Here is a 16,994-nt window from a genome sequence, read left to right on the forward strand (position 1 = left end):
ACCGGAAGCATCTGAATGAAGAGCATATTGAGCCTGTAATGGCCTCGCGTGGCCGTAAATATTGGTAGCCCGGTAGCATTATCACAATCAAGATCGATAAACCCTTTATTAAAACCTAACGTGTATGAAACCCGTCTTTACTCTCAAACATGGCCTATCGTGCCGCATCATGATGGTAAGCTGGTTGCTGTGTCTGTGGCTGTACAATAACGTGCAGGCGCAGGTGAGCCCCACAGTGCCCGCTACTACCAAGCAACACAACAAGCAGGTGATTGGTTATATCACCCAATGGGATGCCTGGAAAAATGTTTCAGGTATTGTGCCCGCCGGTGGTTATAATCAGTTGAATGTAGATTATTCACAGTACACCATCCTCAATTTCTCTTTCTTTGGTGTGGCGGTAGATGGATCGCTGCACAGCGGCGACTACCGCAACAAAAATATCTACCAGGTTGGCGCCGTACAACAGCCCGCAGCGCTGGTGGACTCAGACATCTACAGTAGCTGGGATATGTACCTGCTGTATGGAGAGCTGGATATCCTCTACTATGTGCCGGATAACAGTTACGCCTATACGCTGGGATACCGTAATTCCGGCAGTGGCTGGAGCAATGTGAACACGGGTCAATCCGGCGCTTTTCCTTTGTCTGTACCCAAGCAGGGCGGCGCTCCCGGCGTGATCGACCTCGCACATCAGAAAGGGGTGAAGGTACTGGCTTCCATCGGTGGGTGGAGCATGTGCAAACATTATCCCGAAATGGCCGCCGATACAGCCAAGCGGGCCAGGTTCCTCGCCGGCTGCCGCCAGCTGATGAGCATGGGCTTCGATGGTATCGACCTCGATTGGGAATATCCCAATGATCCCGGTATGAACATTGAACACTACAGCGCGGCAGATTATACCAATTTTGCAGCTTTGGTAGAAGCGATACGCGCCACCATCGGCCCCGGCAAACTCATTACCTCCTGTTTCTCTGCAGCGCCAGGAAAACTCCCGGGCTTCGACTGGCCAAGGCTGAACAAGACGATCGATTTCTTCAACATGATGACCTACGACTACAATGGCGGCTGGTCCAACAAAGCAGGGCACAATGCGCCCCTGTACGATTATCCCGGCGCCGAGTACAGCAACTTTTCGCTCGATGCCACTGCCCGCGCCGTGCGCGCCCTCGGCGTGAACATGAGCAAAGTGAACCTGGGCGCGCCTTTCTACGGCCGTGGCGTGATCACCACCGGCGCCGCCGCACTCAATGCACCCACCACCAAACGCGCAGAAACGGTACAACCCGATGGCCCCATCCAAACCTGCGCCGACTATACCAACTGGGCCAAAGATCTCTGGGATGGTACGCCTAACTATAGCTATATCTTGCAACAAACCGGCAGCGGCTCCGGCTGGACCGACAACTGGGACGATGTAGCCAAGGTGCCATACAAAACAAAAGGTAACTTCTTCCTGAGCTATGATAATGAAAAGTCTATCGCCGCAAAAGCCCAGTACATCAAAGACAATGGCCTCGGTGGCGTAATCATCTGGCAGGTATTCGGCGATATGCTCAATATGACTGCCAGCACACAGGCCAAGGGTAAACTGATCTATTGTCCCAATACGACCTCTCCATTGGTGAACAAGATCAATGAAGTATTTGCCGGCGGTAGCGGCACGCCCGCCAACCAGCCCCCTGTGGTGAGTATCACGGCGCCCGCCAACAATGCTGTTTTCACGGCGCCTGCCGCCATCAACATCACAGCCGCAGCCAGCGATACCGATGGCGTGGTGAAGACCGTGAAGTTCTACAGTGGCGGCACTTTGCTGGCTACTGATTCCACTGCGCCTTATACTTACAGCTGGAACAATGTGCCCGCAGGTACTTATAGTCTTACCGCCGTAGCCACGGACGATAAAGGAGCAAGCACCACTTCTGCCGCAGTAAACATCACCGTGAATACTTCCACGCCTGTGGTGATCGATTCCGGTAAAGTGATCGTAGGCTATTGGCAGAACTGGGGCGCTACTACAGATGCATCTCCGTATATCCCTCTCCGTAATGTCAATCCTAAATACAATGTGATCCAGATCGCCTTCGCGATCAGCGGTACCGACAAAGCCACTATGAGCTTTGTGCCGGAGAATACCACCGCTGCGCAGTTCGCGGCCGATGTGCAATACCTGCAATCACAAGGAAGAAAAGTGCTGTTGTCAATAGGAGGGCAGAACGGCACGCTGGATCTCAGCACCGCTGCGCAGAAAACGGCCTTCGTCTCTTCCATGGAAGCCTTGCTCGATCAATATAATTTCGATGGCTTCGACCTGGATATAGAAGGCGGCACTAACCTGCAACTCAACAGTGGCGACAATGATTTCACCAATCCCACTACGCCTAAAGTGGTGAACCTGGTAGCTGCTGTAAAAGAGATCATCGCTTACCGTGCCGGCAAAGGAAAGAAATGCTGGCTCACCATGGCGCCGGAAACCTATTACGTGCAAACCGCGTATGGGGCTGCATATAGCCCGCTGGTAGGCGCTTATCTGCCCGTGATCTATGGATTGCGCAATGAACTTACTTTCATCCATCCGCAATATTATAATACCGGTTCTGTGATGGCGCTGGACAATGGCGTTTATAACCAGGCAACGTCCGACTTTATCGTATCGATGTCTGAAATGCTGTTACAAGGCTTCCCGGTATCCGGTACCGGTAAAACCTTCCCGGCATTGCGCCAGGACCAGGTAGCCTTCGGCATCCCGGCATCTGCCAGCGCCGCCGGCGGCGGATATACCACGCCCGTCAATGTGAAGAAAGCGCTGGATTACCTGATGAAAGGCATTACTTACGGCGGCGCCTATACGCTGCGTAAACCTTCCGGCTATAGCGGTTTCCGTGGCATCATGACCTGGTCGGTGAACTGGGATAAAGCCAACGGCGATGAATTTGCCAATAACTACTATGATTATTTCTTTGGTTCCACACCGGTGAACAAACCGCCGGTAGTGAGCATCACCGCACCGGCCAACAACGCTACATTCGCAGCGCCTGCCAATATCAATATCACGGCTAATGCCAGTGATTCCGATGGCGTAGTGAAGAGCGTGAAGTTCTACAATGGCAGCACCTTGCTGGCTACCGACTCCACAGCGCCATATACTTATAGCTGGAACAATGTGCCAGCAGGCACTTACAGCCTTACGGCAGTAGCCACGGACGATAAAGGCGCCAGCACTACTTCTGCGGTGGTAACGGTAAAAGTAAATGCGCCCGGCAACAAACCGCCGGTGGTGAGTATTACATCGCCAGCAAATAATGCCAGCTTTACCGCGCCGGCTACTATCAATATCACGGCGGCCGCCAGCGATTCCGATGGTGTGATCACCAGCGTGCAGTTCTATAATGGCAGCGCTTTGCTGGGCACTAGTACTGCTGCGCCTTATACCTTCAGCTGGACCAACGTACCCGCTGGCACCTACAGCATTACCGCCAAAGCGACAGATAACGGCAACGCATCTACGACATCTGCTCCGGTGAGCGTTACTGTAACAGGCGGCAGCGGCGGTTGCAACGGCTTGCCCGTATGGTCGGCCAGCACGGCCTATGTAGGCGGCGACCAGGTAGTATATAATGGCAAGATCTACAAAGCCAAATGGTGGACACAGGGCAATCAACCGGATCAGAACACCGGCTCGGGCCTGCCCTGGGAATACGTGAGCGATTGTAGCGGCACGCCGGGTAACCAGCCGCCGGTGGTAAACATCACTGCGCCAGCCAACAACGCCACTTTCACCGCGCCGGCTACCGTGAACATCACGGCCACGGCTACCGATAGCGATGGTACCATCAAGTGGGTACAGTTCTACAACGGCAGCACCTTGCTGGCAACCGATTCTGCTGCGCCGTATGCCTTCAGCTGGACCAACGTACCAGCAGGCACGTACAGCATCACGGCCAAAGCGACAGATAATGGCAATGCCACTACCACATCGGCGGCGGTGAGCATTACAGTAGGTACCGGCGGCGGAAGCAGCTGTAGCGGCTTGCCGGCATGGTCGGCCACTACGGCCTATGTAGGCGGCGCCCAGGTAGTATACAATAGTAAAGTGTATAAAGCCAAATGGTGGACACAAGGCGATCAGCCGGATATCAATACCGGCGATGGCAAACCATGGCAGTACGTACAGGATTGCACTGGCGCTACTTCCAGTATGGCGGCGGCGAGTAAAGCGCCTGCCTTCTCTGTTGTTGCTTACCCGAATCCGGTGGCAGGCAATGATTTGCAATTGCAATGGCAGGCAACTTCCGGTGAAAAACTGCTGATAGAAGTATTGGGCGTAAGCGGCCATGCGCCTGTGTTACAGCAGGTCTTCATCCCTTCCGGAAAAGGACGGCAACAAGTGAAACTGGATATGCGCAGCGTGCCGGCAGGTACATGGATCATCCGTGTAACCGGCCAGCAGAGCGGAATATCCGGCAGCGCCAAAGTGATGAGGATACAATAATTATAATACAATGAACAGGCGCGCAGCAGGTAACCCTTGCTGCGCGCCTGTTTTATGGCATCTTGCATAAAACACGTATCATACGTACTTCTACGGAAGTATCAGAAAAAGTCAAAAATTATTTTTTTATGTGCATTCTTTTTTGCTAAATTTGAAATCGAATTGTTTACCTCAAAGATTGTTTACCTCAAAAGCACGGTTATCGGAAAACGATGATGTTAAATTCCCTCGGTCGGTTTTATTAGCGTTTAATTTGTCTGTCTGATTAATGTATCGTTTGTGTTGCAGTTAACGCTGTAATAATAGTTGTCTATGGCTGCGAAGGCCTGTGGTAGCTGATTACACGCGTATCTACTTCAGCTTGTCGTATTTGTATTGGTATTGGTATTGATAATCGATACAGGCGTAACTTGTTTGTTTGCTGGAAATGCTATGCCCCAATGCTCCCATTTCCTCTTATGTCACATTAGCTAAAAAGAAATAATATTTCTTATTGGAAAACTGTTGCCGATGATGAAAGCAACATGACCATTAACACACTATTGAGATGATACGCACTGCTTTGGAATTTATTAAAAAGGAACTGGAATCCTATATAGTGGAAAGAGAGCAGGACCCTGCTACCTATTACGCCGGCGGCGTAGTGGACATCAAGCCACTGGCACTTCCCAATGGTACCATCAATCTCGACGACACGATGCATGTTACCATCATGCTGGTAGGCGTAGAGGAGTTGAGGAGAGAAGGGAAGCGCCCCTATTATATTCCAGCCGATGATAAAAGCTATTACCGTTTGCAGCCGCCGATAGAGCTTGAGCTATCGCTGCTGCTGGTAGCCAATTACAAGAACTATGAAACTTCCCTGCGCGATCTGTCGGATGTAACGGCGTTCTTCCAGGCTAACCCCATCTTCGATGCACAAACATACCCGGCATTGAACGCCAGCGTAACATCTCCCGATACCAAGCCATGGCAATTGATAGACCGCCTCAGCTTCCGCCTGTGCAGCCTTTCATTCGAAGCGCAGAATAACCTCTGGGGCATGCTCGGCGTGAAATACCTGCCCAATGCCGTATACAAAATGAGCCTGCTCACCGTATTCGATACTAGAGGCAAAGACAAAGCAGGCGCTGTTACAGAAGTTAACTATAAAGAAAACTAGTATTGTTATGAGCGGTTTGCAAATCAAATATGATCCATTGCTGCAAGTGGGCATACAACAGCTTTATTACAAGAATAATGTTTGCCCCAAGTATACCGTCACGCCGGAACTGGATATCCTCTGTACGCCTACTTCGGAGTGCATTGCACTGATGAATAAACTGGATATGGTATTCCGCCCTTCCGGTATCAGCGGCGGATTTGCAGTGCTGGCCAGGGTTTCAGGGAAGAACGGAGGCGGCAGCGACCTGCTGCGCTTTGCTCCCGGCGCATTCGCCAAGCTCTCCTTCTGGATGTTTGCCAGCAATCCCGAACTGCTCAACTTCAACGACCTGCCCCTGCAACCTGCTTCCAATCAGCTTTATTATTTCAGCAATGGCGTAACGGATAACGCTGCGCCAAGGAATAACCTGCACATCACGGTAGATAGCGGCGGCGTGAAAGGCAGCAATGATCTTGTCAACTATTCCGGCGCCAGCTACTCATTCCGCAACAGCGCGCCCGTAGTGCCGGGCACCACGAAAGTGAAGCATCGCCTTACCGGCGCGGAACTGCAGCCCACGGCCATTCTCAACGATCTTACTTTCGGAGATGTAAAATATAACCTGCTGCCCTTGCCCTCCGGTATCTGTGATCTCTATATCGGCGGCATCGTAAAAGATACTTTTTATTATGCGGTGGGATTGCCTTCGCAACCGGTGTTGGGCGTGATCGAACTGTCGCTTTCCAGTCTGCTGCCAGCCAACTACCGCGTGGTGGAACCCGACCGCTCATTGAATGCGCCGGCGCCGCAATATATGATCAGCTTCAACCGCCGCAAAACGCGCTGGCGCTACACTTTCAGCATGACGGCCAACAGCCCGCTGGCACTGGAAATGGCGGCATTGTCGCCCGCCAGCAAAACTGATTTTCTCAGTAAACTGAATGTAGTCAGCAATGATACCGGCATCACCTTCAAGCAGGGCCTCGTGTCTGATACCGCGATAGAATTTATTTCTGTCAATCCCTTCGACCTGCAGGAAGTGTATGTATCTGCTTCGAGTCCTACCCACGATCAGCTGGGGCTCTCGCTGAAAAAATATATTGGCGATCCGAAAGAGGCCGTGGTACGGGCTGATCTGCCATATCCATCTACCAGTACCGTCAATAATCTGCAAGCTCCTTTTATCTATTCAGACATATTTCTAACACTTTAACTTTTCAAAAATGGCAACTTATCGTTCCCCAGGTGTTTATGTAGAAGAAATATCACTCCTGCCACCCTCCATCGCAGAAGTGGAATCGGCTGTCCCGGCCTTTGTGGGTTACACTGAAATAGCCACCTCCATTGTTACAGATGATCTGCTCAATGTGGCAACGCCCATCAACAGCTGGGGCGATTTCAAGCAACTCTACGGTGGCCCCGCACCCGAAGATCATTCTCACATCACCATCGCAGTGGATGAGATCCGCCCTGCTACCGTTACTACCAGCTACAAAGTGACCATCACACCGGATTACAGCAACATGTCGAAATACCTGTTGTACTATGCTGTGCAGAACTTCTTTGCCAACGGTGGCGGCAGATGCTACATCGTGTCCGTGGGCAAGTACAGCACGCCTATCGCAGAAGCAGACCTGGAAAGAGGTTTGAACCTGGTAGCGCTGGAAGATGAACCTACCATACTGGTAGTACCTGAAGCAGTGCGGCTCGGCGCTACAGACTATACCAAGATCGTACAGCAGATGCTCAACCAGGCTTCCAGCCTTGGCGACCGCTTTGCCATCCTGGATACCCTGCAAACAACCGTACCTAAAACCACCACTTCTATCGCTGCCGATGTGAAAACATTGCTGGATGCAGTGCCCATCGATGAAAATATCCGTCGCTATGGGGCCGGTTATTATCCGTTCCTGCAAACAGTGTATCCACTGGGCTTCGCATTTGCTTCCCTCACGCTCACCACGCATACGATCAATGGTGGCGCGCCCGGCGCAGAAGACAAGACCGGCAAAACCATGGATCAGCTGAAAGCTACTGCTTCCGCCATGTATGCTGCCATCCAGCAGGAATATGGCAAGTACACGATGGTACTGCCGCCATCCGCCGCTATGGCAGGTGTTTATAGCCGTGTAGATGCCGACAGGGGCGTATGGAAAGCCCCCGCCAACGTGGGTTTGATGGATGTGGTGAAACCACTGGTATCTATCTCACGCCCTGAACAGGATCTCCTCAATATCAATACCGACACCGGAAAATCTGTGGATGCCATCCTCAGTATTCCCGGCGCAGGCACCGTGGTAATGGGCGCCCGCACACTGGACGGTAATAATAATGAATGGAAATATATCAACGTACGGCGCTTCTTCAGCGTGGTGGAAGAATCTGTGAAGAAATCTTCCAACTGGGTAGTATTCGAACCCAATACCTCCGCTACCTGGACCAAGCTGCAATCCATGATCGAAAATTACCTCTACCTGAAATGGCGCGATGGCGCACTGGCCGGCGCAAAACCGGAACAGGCCTACTTCGTGAACATCGGGCTGGGCAAAACCATGAACTCCGTGGATATCCTCGAAGGCCGCCTCATCATAGAAATTGGTATGGCCGTAGCAAGACCTGCGGAATTTATCATCCTCCGTTTTGAACAGATGTTACAAACATCCTGATAAACGAACCCCGTAACGCAATTAAAATTCTTTTTATCATTTAAACAGCAAATACAATGGCAAAATATCCTTTACCGGTTTTCCATTTCACGGTATCATGGGGTGGAGACAATATAGGATTCTCAGAAGTAAGCGGTCTTTCGCAGGAATTGCAGTCGATCGATTACAGAGACGGACTGATGTCCGGCACTACCTTACCGCTGAAAAGGCCGGGGCTCAAGAAAGCCGGCAATATCACCTTGAAGCGTGGTTATACCGAAACGAACAATGACTTCTATAAATGGCTGAACAATAACGGTAACCCGAATGTGGAACGCCGCGACCTGGTGATCTCTTTGCTGAACGACGAAGGCGCACCGGTATTTATCTGGACCGTTACCCAGGCATGGCCCGTGAAGATCGACGGCCCCGGCCTGAAAGCTTCCGGCAATGACATCGCGATAGAATCTATCGATATCGCGCATGAAGGAATCACCCTTAAAACACCATAAGGAATGCCTACCTATTATCCGCCGACCTGTTTTCATTTCAAGGTGGAATTTGTTGGTGTGGATGGCGCGGATTCCGACACAGAGCAACGGTTCCAGGAAGTCAGCGGGCTTTCCTTTGAAGTAGAAACAGAAGAGATGCGCGAAGGCGGTGAAAACCGCTTCGTGTACAAACTGCCGAAAAGGGCCAGGTATCCCAACCTGGTGCTGAAACGCGGCCTGCTGAAAGGAACCAAACTGCTGGACTGGTTCAGGAAGGCGATGAACACGTATTTCACGGTAGTGGTATATGATTTCAAGCCGGCAGATATCACGATCACCTTGCTGGATGAAGCCGATCAGCCAGTGGCCATCTGGAACGTCGTACAGGCGTACCCGTTAAAGTGGAGCACCTCTGATCTCAAAGCCAGCGAAAATGGCATCGTGGTAGAAACCCTCGAAATGGCCTATCAATATTTCGAACGTAAACTGTAAAGCTATGCCGGTACAGATCAATGAAGTGATCATCAAAACCGTGATAGACCCGCCAGGCAACAGCAGCGGCAGCGGCACACCCGTGGCATCGCCGCAACCCAGCGGTAAAGACACGGAAGTGGTGGAGAAAGTATTGGAAATTATCAGGGAAAAAAATGAAAGATAATGGATACGCAAAGCGCAGCCAAACTGCCTTTTAACCTCAAGATCATTCCTGTCAACGACAGCCTGATCCCCATCGGGGTGCCATTCCTGGCCATGTTCAACCCCGATTCGGTGGCGATCAAAGAGGATATCGACTGGATACCCGCCTCCGCACCAGGAAGGGCCGGCACCGAACATAAATACCAACGCACCAAGGCCCGTACCTTCTCGCTGGAATTTACGATCGACGGCACCGGCGTGAACACCAACGGCGTCAAGATACCCGTGTTTGCGCAGATCGCGCTGTTCAGAGCCGCCACCACCGTGATGAACGGCCTGCTACACCGCCCCGCATCCCTGCTGGTACAGTACGGCCTCTTCATCTGCAATTGCGTGATGAACAGCTCCACCGTCACCTACACCATGTTCGACCTAACGGGATTGGCTATACGCGCTAAAGTGAGTGCATCATTCACCGAAGTAACGCCATCATCTTTAGGCAGCATCCTGGGCATGCTCTCTTCTCCCGACCTTACCCACCGCAAAATAGTGAAAGAAGGAGATCTGCTGCCATTGCTCACTTACCAGGTGTATAACAACCAGGACTATTACCTCCAGGTTGCCAAAGTAAACAAGCTGAAAAATTTCAGGAAGCTGGAAGCCGGCGCCACGCTGGTATTCCCGCCGATCGGAACCAAGTGAGCCATTTCAATATCGCAAACAAGCCATCGCATGTTAGACAGTTTACCTCCCGGCACCGCAAAAGCCACCAACCAGGTGACCAGCAAAGTATTGCTGAACGGCACGGAACTGAGTGGTGAAATACTGCTTACGCAGATCATCATCAACCGCTCGTTCAACAAGGTCGCCTACGCGAAAGTGGTGCTGCTGGACGGTTCCGCCTCCGGCAGAGATTTTCCGCTCAGCAACGATGACCGCTTCAAACCCGGCAGCGAAATAGAAATACAGCTGGGATACATGGGCAGCGCCGACACCGTATTCAAAGGCGTGATCGTGAAACACGGCATCAAAATATGGCAGGAGGGAACATCCGTGCTCATGCTGGAAGCAAAAGACAAAGCCATCAAACTCACCGGCGCACGCAACCGCCGCTATTTCATCAACCAGGCCGACAGCGACGTGATCAGCACGCTCGCATCCGAATTCTCCGCTGATGTAGATAGCACCAACGTTACGCACAAACAACTCGTACAGTTTGACGCCACCGATTGGGATTTCATCGTTACCCGCGCAGAAGCCAACGGTATGTTTGTGCTCACCGACGATGGTAAACTGGTGGTGAAGAAGCCTGCCCCCGGCAGCTCCGTGCTTACCGCTACTTACGGCGATAACATATTCGAGTTCGAAGCGGATATGGATGCCCGGCGACAGATACAACAGGTCACGAGCCAGTCGTGGGACTATACGAAACAAAGCGCTGAAACCTCGCATGATGGCAGCTCTTCCTTCTCCGACAATGGCAACCTCTCTGCCGATGATCTGGCATCGGTACTGGGCGCTACGCTGTTGCTCAGTCATACCGGCCATCTCAATCAGGATCAGCTGAATGATTGGTCCGATGCCTATGCATTGCGCAACCATCTTTCAAAGATCACCGGCCGCGTACGGATCGAAGGCAACGCACAACTCAAGCCAGGCAGCGTGATCACGCTGGCCGGCGTGGGCGACCGCTTCAACGGCGATGTATTCGTAACTGGCGTGTTGCACCAGTTCGATGGCAACTGGCACAGCGATGTGCAATTCGGCTGGCGCGAAGAGTGGTTTTATAAAAAAGAAGACGTGATGGACAAGCCCGCATCAGGCCTGCTGCCCGGCATCAACGGGCTACAGATAGGCGTGGTGCTCGATGTGAACGATACCGATGAAGGAGGGCAGTATCGCGTGAAGGTACATGTGCCGATGATCAACACCGGTAATGAAGGCATCTGGGCAAGAGTATCTACGCTGGATGCCGGACCGCAACGGGGATCTTACTTCCGGCCACAGCCCGCTGATGAAGTGCTGCTTGGTTTCCTGAACGACGATCCCCGGGAAGCTATTGTGCTCGGCTATCTGCACAGCAAAGACACGAACAAGTCGCCTTTGCCGGAGCAGGACGGACAAGAACAATACGGCTTCGTTACCAAATCAGGCATCAAGCTGGTATTCGACGATACCAACAAACGCATGACACTGTTGGTGCCTGGCGGGGACGATGGTAAATCTTTTATCATCAACAATGATTCCGGTGCGATAGAAATCAAAGATGATCATCAGAACAGCATCAAGATGGATAGTTCCGGTATCACGATAGAATCCGGTGCTAACGTTACCATCAAAGGTCAAAAAGTAATGATCAATTAAAAAAACGATAATGCCATTTGCAGCAAGAGTAAACGATAATCACGTTTGTCCGGCATCAACCGGCACGGTAGCGCATGTAGGCGGTCCGATACTATCACCGGGTGTGCCTACGGTATTGATCGGCGGGCAGCCTGCTGCCACCGCAAATAGCCTGTGCACCTGTACTGGCGCTACAGACAGCATTACGACAGGCTCCCAGACGGTATTGATCGGCGGCCTGCAAGCAGCGCGGGTGAATGATCCTACCGCACATGGTGGCTCCATTATGACGGGATGCGAGACGGTAATCATTGGCGGATAACATTTAAAAAATGAAAGACATGCAAGATATAGACAGATCTTTTTTGGGAACAGGATGGAATTTCCCTCCCACCTTCCGCAGGGAATGGTATGGCGTAGAAATGGTGAGTGCAGAAGAAGATGTGCATAACAGCATCAGGATCATCATCGCTACCATCACCGGCGAAAGGGTGATGCTGCCTGCCTACGGCTGTAACCTGCAACCGCATGTATTTGACCAGATGAATGTGCCCAATGTGGCGATGATCCAGAAGATTGTGAACGATGCATTGGTATATCATGAGCCGCGCATCATCGTGAACAGCGTTGATGCAGTGCCCGACCAGCTGGATGGCGTGCTGAATATCACCGTGGAATATACCATCATCACCACCAACACCCGGTACAATTACGTCTTCCCGTTCTACATGCAGGAAGCCACCAATGTTGCGCACTAGTACTTTGACGGCAGCAAAGCCATAAAATAATTTTTGAGATGAGTAATTGTCAATGTCATACAGAAGTTACCCGCGATGGTTCAGGGCAGCTGGGCCGCTACCTGGCGGCGCTGGACCCTGCCTATGCTGCCATCGATGCCCGCAGCACGGAAGACCTGCTGGTGTTTGCCCGCAAATATGCGGCACAGCTGCGCTTTTATGATGTACCCGAAAGCAATGTACCGGATAGAGAAAATACGCCCGGTACCGCAGCCGATAAAGTGAGCTGGAAAGAATTCTTCCGCCGTGATATGGCCGTGATAGCCGCTGCCATCGGCACCTTTGACCCCGCCAGCATCAAGAAAGAATATGATGAAGTGCGGACCGCGCTCGACCTCCATCCTGATACCGCCGGCTTTGAATCCCTCTTCAAACCCATCATCGGCATCATGGTGAAACTCGATGGCTGGTATACCCTCGCCATCCCCGATAACCCGCTGCATGCCGACCTGCTCCTCGCCATTCAATCCATACTGGCCGGACAAGTGAAAAGAATGATCGCCTACGCGGAAGGATACCGTACAGTAGACGTGAAGAAAACAATTACGCTCGACTTTACCGATATCGAAAACGATAATATCTGGAAAGTCAATGACCCCGTAGAGGCAGACGATACCATCTTTACAGGCGATACCATGGAAGACAAGATCCGCAATGGCGCGCTGTATATTGATGAGATCTTTCTCAGCTTCTTTGGTGTGATCACCAACATCATTCATAACGGTGACGGCTATCTGAAATTTGCGCTCGAACAATACCCCGCGCATCAGCCGCATATGGGACTCTTCATCGCTTTCCTGCAATTGTTCAAACTTGCGCAGGAACAGATGAACGGGCTCACGGCTAAAATGCTGGATTTCTATTATCGCGATGTGCTTCATCTCACAGAGAAACCCTCTATCCCGGACCGCGCCCATGTGGTGTTTGAGCTGGCTAAAGATGTGGCGGAATATGCGATCGCCCCGGGAACCGCGCTGCTGGCAGGGAAGGACCCCGGCGGCAAAGATCAGGTGTATGCCACCGAAAACGGCATTGTCATTAATCAGGCTAAAGTGAAGGAGCTGAAGACGATCCACGTCTACAAAACTCCCGACGATATAAAAGACAATGGTAATAACAAAATTATAGAAACCATCTATGCCCGCCCCGTGGCTAATTCGCAGGATGGCATGGGCGCCAAGTTCACCGATCCCTATCCGAAGTGGCCTACCTTTGGCGTGGGGCAGTCGCACCCGGACCAGTTCACGAACAGCGCCTGCGATGTGCTGGACAATACGCTGCCATCAGGCGGCCACAGGTCGGACATAGCCAATATCGGTTTCGCGCTTGCCACGCCGGAACTGGTGCTGCAAGGCGGCAAACGTATGGTGGCCATCTATTTCAACGGAATCGACCGACTGATCCAAGCCATGACGAAAGACACTGATGCGCCGTTCGATATATGGCTCACCACCGATCAGGGCTGGTATCATGTTGATACGAGGAACTCAAAACAAACGGTATATACCAGTCGTACCACCACCGGTTTGTTCCCGACCACCAGCGATGCCAATGATGCTTTTTATGATTTTGTAGACGACAAACAGCAGAACCGCCAACATATTGTTGTATACCTGCCAGTAACCGCACCAGCGGTCATTGGCTTCAATACCAAGCTGCATGATGGCGCTGTATACAATACTCCTTCACCGGTAATGAAGATCTTGCTGAAGTCAACGATCAACCTTTCTAAGGAGGATTACAACGGCTTTCAGCTCAACAACCTGCGGCTGGAAACCTGGGTGGGCTCCATCAGTCCGGACCCCGACCCAACTTCAGAAACGGGCCTGCAGACGCCGCCTACACGCAATTACGATGGTCTGAAAACATTGGTGCTGGAAACAGAAAATGGATTGCAGGCGATAGGCAAAACATTTTCACCGTTCACTTTTTTCCCTACGCGCGGTAAATCTTTTTACGTGGGTAGTGAAGAAGTGTTCAACAAGAGCCTTAGCGCGCTGGCGGTGAATATCAAACGGACTAATGAGATAGACGGAGAAACCGGAAGTATCGATTATAACCTGCCCACGATCTACTATGGCGCAAGTATCCGCCAGAACAGTGAGTGGGTAATGCTCACTGTGAATGGTAATACTTCACACAATGCTTTTTCTCCAGAAGATCTTTCCCGGAATATCCTGAAGAATCTGCCGGAACAACCATCCTGTGATAAACTGCCTTTCTGCCGTTATCCGGTAATGCCGGTAACCACATTTAAAGGCGATACCATCAAAGGCTTCATCAGTATCAGCAATCGCTACGACGCCTACCCGAGAGGCGGTAGCTCCGGATACTATAATGCCAATTCCGCAGTAGATATTAATAATATACAGCTGGCGCAATATTTTGAAGTGAAAGAACTCGCTGTCAGCTATTATTCCGTTCTCAGCAAGCTGGAAAAAGAGGTTGACCAGTTCTTCCACGTGTATCCTTTCGGTATCGTTGAAGTAGATCCAAACACATCGGGAGGGAACTTCAAGACAGATATTGTAGTGAAAGATGATGTCAAAACATTGGCGGCTGCCGGCAATATAGTGGCAAGCAAACCGCTGATCAACCGGAAAGTGGTGAACTTTAATAGCCTGCTGCCAGGGCATTTCCTTGTACAGTCCAATCCTTTGCTGCCGGCACATGACAGGATCGTGGTGGATGGCCAGGGATTGCTGTTACCGCAGTTTACTTACAAGGATCCGTACGACAGTTTCGATGATACCGGATCAGAAAATGTCGGCATCGCCAATGATGCCAATACTGTACGCTCATTGAGAAGAACCAACGATCTCAAGATGGGGCGCATCCTCCTGAACCTGCGTGGCCTGGGGCCCGACAGTCAGCTGAATCAATACTCCGGCGAGTTCCAGGAAGAAGGCATGTTGTTCATCGGGCTGGAAAATCTGCAACCTTTACAAACTTTATCATTGTTGTTTGAATTTGCAGATGGCACCGCAGAAGATGATCAGCAGGAACCGCCACCCATCCACTGGTCGTACCTCACGAATAACGAATGGCGGCCGCTGAAAGGCGAAGCGATCGTATCCGATGGCACCTTCGGTTTGCAAACCACCGGCATCGTACAGATAGATATACCGGAAGATATCACTACCAACAATACCATTATCACCAGCGGGCTGTCGTGGCTATGCGCCAGCGTTACCTGGTTCTCCAACACCTTACCGCAGCTGATCAACATTGTAGCGCAAGCGGTAGAAGTGCGGTTCCAGGACAACAACAACGATCAACGGCATTTCGATAAAGCCTTGCCAGCAGGCAGTATCAACAAGCTGGCGGTAAAGGTGGCCGAAGTGAGCAAGGTAGATCAACCATTCGCTTCTTTTGATGGCAAGCATAAAGAGGTAGGCCGCGAATTTTATACGCGCGTGAGTGAACGCCTGCGCCACAAGGGCCGCGCTATCACCGCCTGGGATTTTGAACACCTGGTGCTGGACCGCTATCCTTCGATCTACAAAGTGAAATGCCTGCCGGATGTAGACCCCGACTGCGTTTGCTGGGATTCCGCTACCGAGACGGATGCCAATGGCAAACCATTGTGCTGCGGCCCGCAAAAGGCGCCAGGCCATGTGCTGGTAGTGCCGCTGGCCAACCTGAAGAACAGGACCGCTATTAATCCCCTGCAACCCAAAACCAGTCGCCGTACCCTGCTGGAAATGGAAGCCTACCTGCAAAAACGCACTTCGCCGTTTGTAAAAGTACATGCCCGCAACCCCGTGTACGAACAGGTATTGGTGCGCTTCCGCGTGAAGTTCATCGCCGGCGCCGACAAAGGTTATTACCTCAAGCAACTCAACTCCGAAATCGTGCAATACCTTACCCCCTGGGCGTTTGACGACCAGGCAGAAGTGATCTTCGGACAAAAAATATATGCATCTGCTGTGATCAATTTCATAGAAGAAAGACCTTACGTGGACTTCATCACAGACTTCACCATGATGGTATGCCTGAAAGATTGTTGCCATGGCAGCAAGCATGAGACGAATGATAATAACTACAAGGATATCAAGATAGAAGATGTAAGGAACTGCGATGACCTCGAAGCCAAATTTGCACTGGATGCGGCTACCAGCGGAGTGATAGTGGCCGTTCCGTCTACTCCCAGGTCGATATTGGTATCTGTACCGCAACATTTCATTGCTCCCTACATTGAGCCCGATAAGCCTACGCCTTGTGAGGAGGCGGCAGCAAGGGCTACAATGACAAATGTTGGCAAGGCTACCGCAACAGGTGGAACCCCTGTGGCCATGGCTCCTGCGCCGGCCAATACCATCGTGAAGATGCAGCCGGCCGAAATAGTCAAGCCCGCAGAAGTAACAAAGGCGACAGAGATAAAACCGGCCACCAACCTGCCGCCGCCGCCAGCACCACCAGATCCAAACGCCAAGCCCTGAAATA

Annotated in this window: 12 protein-coding genes; all 12 read left to right on the plus strand. The window is 51.6% G+C overall.

Annotated elements, in window-relative coordinates:
• The first annotated feature begins 124 nt into the window (after positions 1-124).
• The 12 genes from FPG75_RS09205 to FPG75_RS09255 all read left to right on the plus strand — a co-directional run bounded on the left by FPG75_RS09205 (position 125) and on the right by FPG75_RS09255 (position 16,990).
• Positions 125-4,492 (plus strand): glycosyl hydrolase family 18 protein, encoded by a 4,368-nt coding sequence (locus FPG75_RS09205; protein WP_143306493.1) that lies wholly within the window; start codon positions 125-127, stop codon positions 4,490-4,492.
• Between the two features lie 547 nt (positions 4,493-5,039).
• Positions 5,040-5,654: a DUF4255 domain-containing protein gene (locus tag FPG75_RS09210; protein ID WP_143306494.1), complete on the plus strand. Its 615-nt coding sequence runs from the start codon at positions 5,040-5,042 to the stop codon at positions 5,652-5,654.
• 7 nt (positions 5,655-5,661) lie between these two features.
• Positions 5,662-6,849 carry a hypothetical protein gene (locus FPG75_RS09215; RefSeq protein WP_143306495.1) on the plus strand — a complete coding sequence of 396 codons (1,188 nt, stop codon included), beginning with the start codon at positions 5,662-5,664 and terminating at the stop codon, positions 6,847-6,849.
• Positions 6,850-6,859: 10 nt separating this feature from the next.
• Positions 6,860-8,302 carry a phage tail sheath family protein gene (locus FPG75_RS09220; protein ID WP_143306496.1) on the plus strand — a complete coding sequence of 481 codons (1,443 nt, stop codon included), beginning with the start codon at positions 6,860-6,862 and terminating at the stop codon, positions 8,300-8,302.
• Between the two features lie 56 nt (positions 8,303-8,358).
• Positions 8,359-8,793 carry a phage tail protein gene (locus FPG75_RS09225; RefSeq protein ID WP_143306497.1) on the plus strand — a complete coding sequence of 145 codons (435 nt, stop codon included), beginning with the start codon at positions 8,359-8,361 and terminating at the stop codon, positions 8,791-8,793.
• Between the two features lie 3 nt (positions 8,794-8,796).
• Positions 8,797-9,264 carry a phage tail protein gene (locus FPG75_RS09230; RefSeq protein WP_143306498.1) on the plus strand — a complete coding sequence of 156 codons (468 nt, stop codon included), beginning with the start codon at positions 8,797-8,799 and terminating at the stop codon, positions 9,262-9,264.
• 4 nt (positions 9,265-9,268) lie between these two features.
• Positions 9,269-9,430, plus strand: a complete 162-nt coding sequence (locus tag FPG75_RS25995; protein WP_161596737.1) for a DUF5908 family protein — start codon at positions 9,269-9,271, stop codon at positions 9,428-9,430.
• On the plus strand, positions 9,430-10,110 hold the full coding sequence (locus FPG75_RS09235; protein WP_143306499.1) for a CIS tube protein: 681 nt from the start codon (positions 9,430-9,432) through the stop codon (positions 10,108-10,110). Before FPG75_RS25995 ends, FPG75_RS09235 begins: the two co-directional genes overlap by 1 nt.
• A 30-nt stretch (positions 10,111-10,140) precedes the next feature.
• Entirely contained in the window at positions 10,141-11,772 is a 1,632-nt protein-coding gene (gene vgrG, locus FPG75_RS09240; RefSeq protein ID WP_143306500.1) for a type VI secretion system tip protein VgrG, read from the plus strand.
• A gap of 10 nt (positions 11,773-11,782) precedes the next feature.
• Entirely contained in the window at positions 11,783-12,073 is a 291-nt protein-coding gene (locus tag FPG75_RS09245; RefSeq protein ID WP_143306501.1) for a PAAR domain-containing protein, read from the plus strand.
• Between the two features lie 10 nt (positions 12,074-12,083).
• Complete coding sequence (locus FPG75_RS09250) at positions 12,084-12,509, plus strand: GPW/gp25 family protein (protein ID WP_143306502.1); 426 nt, start codon at positions 12,084-12,086, stop codon at positions 12,507-12,509.
• 38 nt (positions 12,510-12,547) lie between these two features.
• Entirely contained in the window at positions 12,548-16,990 is a 4,443-nt protein-coding gene (locus tag FPG75_RS09255; protein WP_143306503.1) for a hypothetical protein, read from the plus strand.
• The last annotated feature ends 4 nt before the right edge of the window (positions 16,991-16,994 follow it).

It is taken from the genome of Chitinophaga vietnamensis (assembly GCF_902167635.1).
Taxonomy (GTDB): domain Bacteria; phylum Bacteroidota; class Bacteroidia; order Chitinophagales; family Chitinophagaceae; genus Chitinophaga; species Chitinophaga vietnamensis.